Origin of the sequence: Rhizobium sp. BK376 (assembly GCF_004341625.1) — a bacterium.
Classification (GTDB): Bacteria; Pseudomonadota; Alphaproteobacteria; order Rhizobiales; family Rhizobiaceae; genus Rhizobium.
The window spans coordinates 1-9,076 of the sequence record NZ_SLZG01000063.1 but is presented as its reverse complement, the minus strand read 5'-3'; the positions used below and the strand labels follow the sequence as shown (position 1 = coordinate 9,076).

7 protein-coding genes and 3 pseudogenes are annotated in these 9,076 nt (G+C 55.1%); 6 read left to right on the top strand and 4 right to left on the bottom strand.

All coding sequences use genetic code 11. The annotated features are described in order from the left end of the window. The first annotated feature begins 445 nt into the window (after positions 1–445). The 3 genes and pseudogenes from EV561_RS36280 to EV561_RS36270 form a co-directional block, all read left to right on the top strand. Complete coding sequence (locus EV561_RS36280; RefSeq protein WP_132528677.1) at positions 446–808, top strand: transposase; 363 nt, start codon at positions 446–448, stop codon at positions 806–808. Beyond that, positions 805–1,152 carry an IS66 family insertion sequence element accessory protein TnpB gene (gene tnpB, locus EV561_RS36275; protein WP_012478058.1) on the top strand — a complete coding sequence of 116 codons (348 nt, stop codon included), beginning with the start codon at positions 805–807 and terminating at the stop codon, positions 1,150–1,152. The genes EV561_RS36280 and tnpB overlap by 4 nt, the downstream gene beginning before the upstream one ends. Before the next feature lie 72 nt (positions 1,153–1,224). After that, positions 1,225–2,586 (top strand): annotated as a pseudogene (locus tag EV561_RS36270) (IS66 family transposase); the annotation flags it as partial. A gap of 493 nt (positions 2,587–3,079) precedes the next feature. On the opposite strand, the pseudogene EV561_RS36260 reads toward EV561_RS36270, so the two are convergent. Both EV561_RS36260 and EV561_RS36255 read right to left on the bottom strand, forming a co-directional pair. Next, positions 3,080–4,586, bottom strand: a pseudogene (locus EV561_RS36260) (transposase). 93 nt (positions 4,587–4,679) lie between these two features. Continuing rightward, on the bottom strand, positions 4,680–5,708 hold the full coding sequence (locus EV561_RS36255; RefSeq protein ID WP_245513269.1) for an IS110 family transposase: 1,029 nt from the start codon (positions 5,706–5,708) through the stop codon (positions 4,680–4,682). 88 nt (positions 5,709–5,796) lie between these two features. Here EV561_RS36255 and EV561_RS36250 point away from each other — a divergent pair. Next, positions 5,797–6,000 (top strand): annotated as a pseudogene (locus EV561_RS36250) (transposase domain-containing protein); the annotation flags it as partial. Positions 6,001–6,239: 239 nt separating this feature from the next. Further along, entirely contained in the window at positions 6,240–7,229 is a 990-nt protein-coding gene (locus EV561_RS36245; RefSeq protein WP_132528676.1) for a TylF/MycF/NovP-related O-methyltransferase, read from the top strand. A gap of 154 nt (positions 7,230–7,383) precedes the next feature. Here the strand turns inward: EV561_RS36245 and EV561_RS36240 are convergent, their stop codons facing one another. After that, positions 7,384–7,635: a hypothetical protein gene (locus EV561_RS36240; protein WP_132528675.1), complete on the bottom strand. Its 252-nt coding sequence runs from the start codon at positions 7,633–7,635 to the stop codon at positions 7,384–7,386. Positions 7,636–7,984: 349 nt separating this feature from the next. Between EV561_RS36240 and EV561_RS36235 the strand changes: the two genes are divergently transcribed. Next, positions 7,985–8,299 carry a hypothetical protein gene (locus EV561_RS36235; protein ID WP_132528674.1) on the top strand — a complete coding sequence of 105 codons (315 nt, stop codon included), beginning with the start codon at positions 7,985–7,987 and terminating at the stop codon, positions 8,297–8,299. Between the two features lie 67 nt (positions 8,300–8,366). Here the strand turns inward: EV561_RS36235 and EV561_RS36230 are convergent, their stop codons facing one another. Then, entirely contained in the window at positions 8,367–8,804 is a 438-nt protein-coding gene (locus tag EV561_RS36230; RefSeq protein WP_132528673.1) for a DUF6678 family protein, read from the bottom strand. Positions 8,805–9,076 lie beyond the last annotated feature (272 nt).

Genomic DNA, 9,076 nt, shown 5'->3' with positions numbered 1-9,076 from the left:
CAGGCCACTCCTGACTCCGCGACACCATCATTGTGAGGGACGACCACCAAACCTTCAAACTCGGCTGGCTGGGCTCCGCCCGTTACACCATCTAGCGGCAGGCGTAATAGGTAGTCGGCCCTGAACAACGCTTAAGCGATTGAAGTTTCTGGCGATCGAGATGGCGGCGAAGTATCGAATTTTGCAGTGCGCACTGGGAATGTGGTGATCGCAGCCAGGATATACCAGCTCCGATTCGTCGCGATAACGTCAGTGCTCCGCCCACTGCGCCGAAATTCGCTGTAATTCCGTCTCGGCACCAAATATGCGCGGTTCTCAACAGCCATCGACACCGAAATATCGTGAGCGTCCGGTGAGCTGTTTTTGCTGATCGGGTAAATCAGGCGATGTTCTGGCATTAGAACCAGCGTTAGTGCTGACATTAATACCAGAACAAAGAGGTTTCATGGCTCGCATAGAGATCATGTCCGGTACCGAGCGCAGACGGCGTTGGTCGGACGAGACGAAGCTGAGGATACTTGCGGAAGCTGATGAGCCCGGTGCTCGCATTGGCGATGTGGCGCGCCGGCACGACATTCATCCGGGCCAGATCCGCTTGTGGCGGCAATCATTCAGCTATGCCGATCGGCCGACGGTGTTCCTCCCGGTGGAAGTCACCGAGGAGGTTGGCGTAAGCCAGCCGTCCACCGCAGCAACGAGGCCGGCGATCGTCGAGATCTTGCTTCGAAACGGTCGGAGCTTGAAGGTTCCGGTTGACGTTGAGTTGAAACTGCTTGGCCCACTCGTCGCTTGCGTGGAGGCGGCATGATCGGGCCATCGGGGAATGTACGGGTCTATCTGGCCTGCGGAGTGACCGATATGCGGCGTGGCATCGATGGCCTATCGGCGCTGGTCGAAACGGTCGTGAAGGAGGCGCCGGGCTCGGGCGCGATCTTCGGCTTCCGCGGAAAGCGCGCTGACCGGATCAAGCTTCTCTGGTGGGACGGCCAGGGGTTCTGCCTGTTCTACAAGATTTTGGAGCGCGGATACTTTCCCTGGCCGACGGCGAAAGAGGGTGTAGCGCACCTGACGCAGGCGCAGCTTTCGATGCTGGTTGAGGGGATAGATTGGCGCCGCCCGGCGTGGACTTCCGCTCCCGGTCGAACGGGATAAAATCTATATTTTGCAGGGGCATCCGGGGTATATTGCTGGCGTGCCAAGGGCAAATCGGCTAGATTTGCGGGTATGGAAACAGCGCCGCTGGACAGTCAGGACGAGCTAACTGCTTTGCGCGCACTCGTCGCGGAACAGGCGGCGAAACTTGAGAGCCAGGAAGCTGAGGTCATCAAGCGAGACTCCATAATCGGGCTTCTTCGCGCGCAACTGGAGCTTCTCCGACATCGGCAGCATGGCGCGTCTTCGGAAAAGATTGACCGGAAGATCGAGCAGTTCGAGCTGATGCTGGAGGAGATCGAGGCCTCCCGTGCAGAGGCTGAAATGCGCTCCGGGAAAACCCCTCTGCCGGAGTTGGACGACGCATCCGAGAAGCCGAAGCGCAAGCCATTACCCGATGGTCTTCCAACCGAAGAATTGCTCTATGCAGCCCCCTGCAATTGCCCGACCTGTGGTGGCACGTCGTTCCTGAAGGCGACCGACAGGGTGGTCCAGGTGTTGGAGCACGTGCCGGCGTCGGTTAAGATTGTCCGCCATGTCGAAAAGCGCATGATCTGCAGGGATTGCGATACGACGGTGGCTGGTGAGATGCCGACCCTGCCGATCGAGCGCGGTAAACCCGGACCGGGACTGCTCGCCCATATCATGATCGCTAAATTCGACGATCACATCCCCCTCTACCGCCTATCTGAGATGTACGACCGGTTGGGGATAGACATCTCCCGATCCGTAATGGCCGACTGGGTCGGCCGCGTATCCGCTCTGCTAGCTCCTCTCGTCTCGGCTATCAGGGCCCATATCGCCGCGCTCGATCGAATACATACGGACGATACCCCCGTCGATGTTCTAGACCCCGGGCGGGGCAAGACAAAAACCGGCAGGGTCTGGGTCTACGTCTTCGACGGCAGTGGCTATCAAGCCGCCACTCCCGGTGCCATCGCCTATTACTATAGCCCAGACCGCAAAGGCGTGCATCCGGCTGACCACCTCGCCACCTTCAGCGGCGTCATGCATGCCGATGGCTATGGTGGGTACAAGAAGCTCTACGGCAATCAGATCATTGAAGCCGCCTGTATGGCGCATGTGCGCCGCAAATTCCATGACGTGATCAAGCTGAAGCCATCTCCGATTGCCGACCAAGCGCTGTCGCGCATCGGAGCACTCTACGATATCGAGGATCGTATCCGTGGCATGTCGGCTGATGAGCGGCGTACCCTGCGACAACAACACGCCAGATCCATTCTGGATGAGCTGAAGGTCTGGATCGAGGCTACGCTTTCGACGCTGCCACAGAAGCAGAAGCTGGCTGAAGCGATGCGATATGCTCTCTCGCGGTGGGCAGCGTTGAGCGTTTATATCGACGATGGCCGTGTTGAGATCGACAACAATATAGCCGAGCGGGCCATGAGACCGCTTGGAATCGGAAGAAAAAACTCTTATGACCATTATCAAGGTTTGAGGCGCACTTTAAAACACCACCTGTGTGGCAGGCAGCGCATACCATGGTGTCACGGTCGGGATGGGTCAGAGCGCCGGGAATACTCGACGGTTGCTCAAACTCTTGTCCTGGGATTGGCTACCCAATGGTGACGATGCGTCGGAAGGCTGCCTCGATCTGGCTGCGGACGTAGGATGAACCCGTCCAAATTTTTGCCCGAGGATTCCTTCTCCGCTCCCGACGCTCTGACCATTCCCGATCGCTGATGATGGGTTAACTCTCAGGCAGCAGATGACATTGTTTCTACTTCAGTTTTGCGAGCAACATCCCATAGGAAGCCGACAAGCTCGCGAGCGACTGCGGTGATCGCCACGTTGCTCTTTTTACCTGATCCGACTAATTTGCGTAGCGGCAATCTAAGTGAGATTCGTATTGCCTCATGGGAGAATGCTCCCGGACGGATAGTATATTGCCTCACCAGAATGCTCCCTACGCCCTGCTGAGCTTTGGTAGTTGTTCGTCTTCGCCAGGCTCGATTCCGAATATCATTGTATGTGCGCGATCGCGACGCCAGCCTTTCACCCGTCGTTGCACCGTACGGATTAGTCCATCAGGATACTGACCGGGATAAATGCTTTGAAGTCGCTCCAGTAGCTCCCGGCCGGTTCTCCATGGTTCAGCTTCAAACCAACTGTAAAGATCATTCGTAACGTTAACCAGCGGGTCAGGCCGCCGTCGCTCGCGCTTTAGTTTTGGCTTTGCTTTCGCGGTCGGACGGACTTCGCCCTCTGTCCATGCGATACGGAGGCTTTGCAAAAAGCTCTCAACATCGGGAGCCTCGCTGGAGGGGGTTCCCTGGTGCGCGATGTCGGCAAGCCGCTGTTGTCCTGCACGAATGTCGCGGAGGAGCGTCACAGGATCGAGTTGTTCGCTCATTCGCACCAAGCGGTCGCGTACCTCCGTTGCCGTCCTCGCATCCGACAAAATCCGTTGATGTGGCGTCGCGGGGGAAGAGTAGAGCTTCTTGACCAGCGCTCCATTTCGCTGCTTTTCGAGCAGCTTAAACGACGGTTGAAAGAAGTTCACGAACAAGCGTACCGAGCGATAGAGGTCCGCAAGTGTCGCCGCGGCTTCAACACCCTCATACCGATGATAGCCAACAATGCGGCGGACGACCGATCCGTTTTTCTGCTCCACAAGCCTGATCATTTTTGCGATATGGCCGACAGCGAGTGAATTCGATGTCTGAATCAACGCAGTAGTCCTTGATCGTCTCGTTGATGAATACGCTATCGTTGTCCGTATCAAAGCCAAGCAGCGGGAACGGCAGGACGCGACGAAGCTCGGTCAAAACTTCCGCCAAGAGCTTCTGTTCGCGAACCAGCAGAGGCGCGCATTCAGTCCAACCGGTCGCAATATCCGTGAGGACAAGCGTTTGAATAAAGCTGCCACGTGCGTTGGGACCGGAATGTGACACCAGATCAGCCTCGATGAAGCCAGGTGGGGGGTCACCCCAGTCGGAGAATTTTCGAATTGGAATAGTCCGCTTCAATGCCGATGAAGCCACGGAACGTCGGCGTCGACGGCCGCCTGCTGTTTCCCGCACGCTTTTCAATGCACGGTCGATGGTAGCCGCACTCATCTGTAGCAAAAGGGTCCGGACCTGATCGTCTAACTTCAAATGGCCATGCTGTTCCATCGAGGAGATCAGAATCGGCAGCAAGGGCTTCAGTCGTTTGCTACAGATACGGTCGGACGCTTCCCACAAAACAATCAGAGCCTGTCGGGTCGCCTCGTCATAAATCTGCGCCCGCGTTCGCGATTGCGGTTGCTTATCCGCCCCACGCAACAAACGCATCGCATGTTTGCGATGCATCCCACTGATCGAAACGAACTGATCGAGGATCTGCGATTTTTCCTCCCGCTTTCCGGCTGCATAGCGTTTTGCCAGAGCAGCAATCAATTCCTTTTTCGTCGTCACGCTGATCAGCCTCATCTGATTTGCTCCGCACCCACAAATGCTGGGAGCAAATCAGATGAGGCAACGGCCAACAATCAGGGAGCATTTCTCGCGAGGCAATGCGCCGTCTCATCCTGATCGCCGCGCTATAACTAATTTGCGGTATCGAGCGCTCAGCCGCACCTGGGCTTTCCAGGCGATGTCATTAATGGCCTGCGGGACGTCCGGGCGTCGCTTATGCATCCAGTTTCCAACCTTGGCCTGAACGCGGTAGGACCAGGCAGCCTCGAAGAGCAAGGCCCGAAGGGCTGAGTTGCCTGTCTTTGTTATCCCGCGTGATCGAACGGAACCGCCGCTTGAGTGCTCTCCAGGGATCAGTCCAAGGTATGCCATGAGCTTCCGGGGGCTGTTGAAGCGAGAAAATATTCCGACCTCGGCGACCAGTGTTGCAGCGATGACCAAGCCTATGCCTTTGAAGGCTTGCAGGTTCATCACCGTACGTGCCAGGGACCATGATTGAGAAATGACAGCGATCTGATCCTCCAACTCTTTTTTGCGGGCCTCGGCCTGTTCCAGTCGGTTCAGATAGCTTTGAAACGCGATCTGCTGTGCATGATGATGGAAATGTCGGTTGCGTAGCCAGGTTCTATGCCTCGATGTCCATGACTTGGCTGAATACCGGAGGTCATGCTTTAACAAAAACAGTTGGATCAATGTTCGCGCTTTCCGCGCATCGTGAGACGCGACAGACCGGGCTCGCACTAGGTCACGCATCGCCTCGTGTACGACATCAGGAACCCAAACGAAGGTCAGTTCTCCGGCGCGCAACAGCCTTGCAAGCATCACGGCGTCGCGAGTGTCGTTCTTCTGCCGATTGCCCGGTCGGACAGGGGTATGGCTTGGCGCGACTACGCGGCAAACGAACCCCAACGCCTCAATTTGCCGAAAGACGTTGTATCCACACGGCCCTGCCTCGTAAACAAATTCTACGCGTCCGTGCCTGCTCGAAAGTTTCTTTACAAGTTTAGCGATCGCGTCTGGCTCGTTCGGAATCGCTCCGAATAGACGGACCTCGCCAGAACGGCCAGCGTCTGCAATGGCAACGGAGATCGAGTCTTTGTGGACGTCCAACCCAATATATGCATCGTAGTCAGGCATGACGAATAAATCCTCCTATCGGCCGAAATGGCACCAGCCTATGCTGCGCTCGTTGAGCGACATCGCAAGGAGGAATGGTCATAGCATCTGGCTATTTGCTGGGTCAGACAAGGGCGGTGAGCGCATCGCCAATATCCTGACCATCATTGAGACTACCAAACTCCATGGCCACAATCCGGAGATCTATCTGAAGGACGTCTTGGCCCGGATCCAAGATCACCCCAAAGATCGAATTGCGGAAATGCTGCCCTGGAACTGGAAGCCAGCAAACGCTCGATACGAGGCCGCCTGATGGCACCTTGAGGTTCATCTACACACTCAGGCAAGTCGCCAGCAAGATCGGCGAGAATCTCGAACTGATCGAGGAAGTCTTCACGGACGACTAAATAAATGGAAAATGGTTTTTGCATCGGCAATCGCTCGGTCCAGTCAGTCGAATGAGCCGTCGACAGGTCTGCGCAAGCTTTGCCGCTTAGTCGAGGAGGTAGTTCTCGACTATTTGCGCCTTTCTGACCATTTTTTGAGGTAATCATGCAATACCGAACACTACCGCATTACGTGCCAAGAGAGATGCCTGTTTTCGATGGTAGAGGTTACCGGCATCGCGAAGTTACGTATTCTCCCTCTGATCTGCGAAAGAAGAGGGAGCGGGTCTATATCCTGACGGACCAGCCTGAGCGGGTCGCTGCGGAATTTGCCGCCGAAACGGACGGTGTTTTGCTCACTCTGGCTGATCTGTCCGATACCGAAATCGGCATAAGCGCCTTTTATGTTCATTTCTCGTTGCATGAAAAAGCCCTGGTTCCCCTGAAGCGCATCGTGGCGTGCAAGGGCTTGTTTGCGCCGCCGCCGATGTTTGACAAGATTCCGTTCATTGAGGTCAGCGCCAATGCAATTCATAGCATTAACAACGCGGCTTCCATTCTCGGCCATGAACCGTTCGGCGGACAGGAGCTTCATTCGCAGATTTGCCAGGCGATCGAACTGACGCGGCATGTCAGAGGTGACTTTGTCGAGATCGGTGTATTCTCGGGATCGAGTGCCTTGACCGCTCTTTCGCATATGGATCGGCTGGGTATAAAGCGCCGGTCCTGGTTGCTGGATACCTATTCCGGCTTTACATATGAGACCTCGATGCACAGTCCGGATCTGATTTGGGGTGGCACCCACATCATGGACCCGGAAAAGACGGTCGCACGTATTCAGGGGCTGGTGGCGCAGACCGATCAGCAGGTGAACGTTGTCCCAATGGACATCTGCGCTGATCCATTGCCCGCTGAAATTCAGCAGATCGCAATCGCCAATATCGACGTCGACATATACGACGCCATAGCGATTGCCCTGAAAAAAGTTGCGCCTCTGATGGCGCGCCGCGGCGTTATCATTGTTGAAGATGCAACGGCATTGCCCGGACTTTACGGAGCATATCTGGCGCTTGAGGAGTTCCTTGAGAGCGCCATTGGTCGCGATTTCCTTGCCGTGCGCACGACCACTCAGTATTTCCTTATCAGGATAGACTGACGCAAATCGTCAGGAATGCTGACAATGTCAGCGAAGCGAAAATTCGGCAAACTTTCACGAGGGGATACCAAAGCCCATCAAAGCGGACAAAGACCTCTGGACCTACTCTGAATAAAGCGTCCGGCCGCCACCCCGCCCTAACCAAGGGCGGGGTCTAGCTGAGTTTGGTTCTTCCAGTTAAAAAAGAGCTCGGCATCCTGACCAAGTAGCCGAAAACGATCCGGCGCAGCGCACGCTTAGCCAATATCACCTCTGACTGTCGCGCATAATTCATCATCTTCTCTTCGAGAGCGGCAATGTGGCTAGGGTCCTCGCCAGCATCGATCAGTCGACAGATCTCGTGGGCGATTTGTTCTCGTTTCCAAGTTTGAGCAACCAAGCAATATTCTTCAATCAGCCAGCGCATACGGGTTCCCCTGTCGGGATTTTTATTAGCACGATCTGAGGTAGAATCTAGACGCATGAAGACGGTCAGTGCAAAATATCTTGGGTAGAAAATAAACAAACTTTTGGGAACTTACCAATACATGGAGGTGAGCCAGGCACTCGCGGTGATGTTGGTGGAAACAAGGGCGCCTGGCTCTGCTTACATGGGGACGTAAGCAAGTTCCCACCCGACTCGACTCTTTAACCGTTCTCTGCTGCACTTCGGGACATGACAAAGGTTCCGCGTAAGTCATCCCAACCACTCCTCCGTGAAGCCGATACACCTCTGCGCAGCCGTCCGCGTCGGCGATGATGCCTAGGAAAATTTCGTGACCAGTAGTCCGCGCTACAACGGCAAGCCATTGCTTCGACTTCTTGAGATGTACGTACTATGGGCAATCGGCGAGTTGTCTTCAGCTGAGCAGCAGACACTTGAGAGAATCGCCCCAAAATTGCACTCGCTCTATGGGAGCAGTGGAGAGTGGCATGATGCGGTCGCAGCCGCGATTCATTTGCCCCCCGAAATGCCGACCGCGATCAGGGATGTGTGGGCCAGGAATCTCGAAATCGCGCGTGCTAATGATGTGACTCTGCATCCTCAAACGTTTGCCGAAATGTTCGTTGACGAGAACTTGATGGCCTGATTTAGCAAGAGCAGGAAGGATCATCAAAAGACTTGCCTCGATTCAGGAGAATGGCAGCGAGCCTTCTTCACTTAACATGCCCCACAACCCGAATTGCATCCTCGGAGACTTCAAAGGGAAAGCGTTTTCCCGTGCTCTCAATAGCAGCCCGGATCGCGTCTATGTCTTGTGGCACCAGTTCAGCCGGAACGTTGTTATCTCTTCGATATCTCACGATACGCCTAAACTCGATCCACTCGATTTCAACCAGGGGATATTCGTTAAGCGGCCAGAGATCAATGTAAGGGTGAGGTGGAAATAACCGTGGATGAGCCACAATCTCGCATTCCTTGTCCTCGCCAATGAATTTTACCGAACATGCGGCGCTGATACCCGCTTCTTCGAGGGCGCCAAAGAGCGCGCGCCACTTAGTGTTAGACATCAGGGACGCCGTGTAGTTTTCAGACGAAAGCTTCCCCGCCTTAGCCGGCAGCGCTCCCATGTTTACTGGCGGATCTTTTCGCAATCAATATCTCCCGATTTGCTCAATGCTATCGATTTCTCGTATCTAGCAGCCGCTGACGCCGTCACCTACACACACAATCTCTAGGACTGAGACCATGAACATCGAGCCTTCAGTTGCAGTCGGACCATTCCGTTTGAATATGACGCGGGATCAAATTGCGGAACTTTCCCGTCGTTTAGAGCCGGACTCGAAAAGAATTTAATAATCGTAATATCTTGCGAGGCGTCGGGTCAGGATGCGGATGTGAGCAATGACGATCCAGGTTTCAGCCG

What these genes read in the sequence shown, in the direction of transcription:
- EV561_RS36280 (WP_132528677.1), top strand. Translation starts at nt 446, where the DNA reads ATGGCTCGCATAGAGATCATGTCCGGTACCGAGCGCAGACGGCGTTGG.
- EV561_RS36255 (WP_245513269.1), bottom strand. Translation starts at nt 5,708, where the DNA reads ATGCCTGACTACGATGCATATATTGGGTTGGACGTCCACAAAGACTCG.
- EV561_RS36240 (WP_132528675.1), bottom strand. Translation starts at nt 7,635, where the DNA reads ATGCGCTGGCTGATTGAAGAATATTGCTTGGTTGCTCAAACTTGGAAA.
- tnpB (WP_012478058.1), top strand. Translation starts at nt 805, where the DNA reads ATGATCGGGCCATCGGGGAATGTACGGGTCTATCTGGCCTGCGGAGTG.
- EV561_RS36245 (WP_132528676.1), top strand. Translation starts at nt 6,240, where the DNA reads ATGCAATACCGAACACTACCGCATTACGTGCCAAGAGAGATGCCTGTT.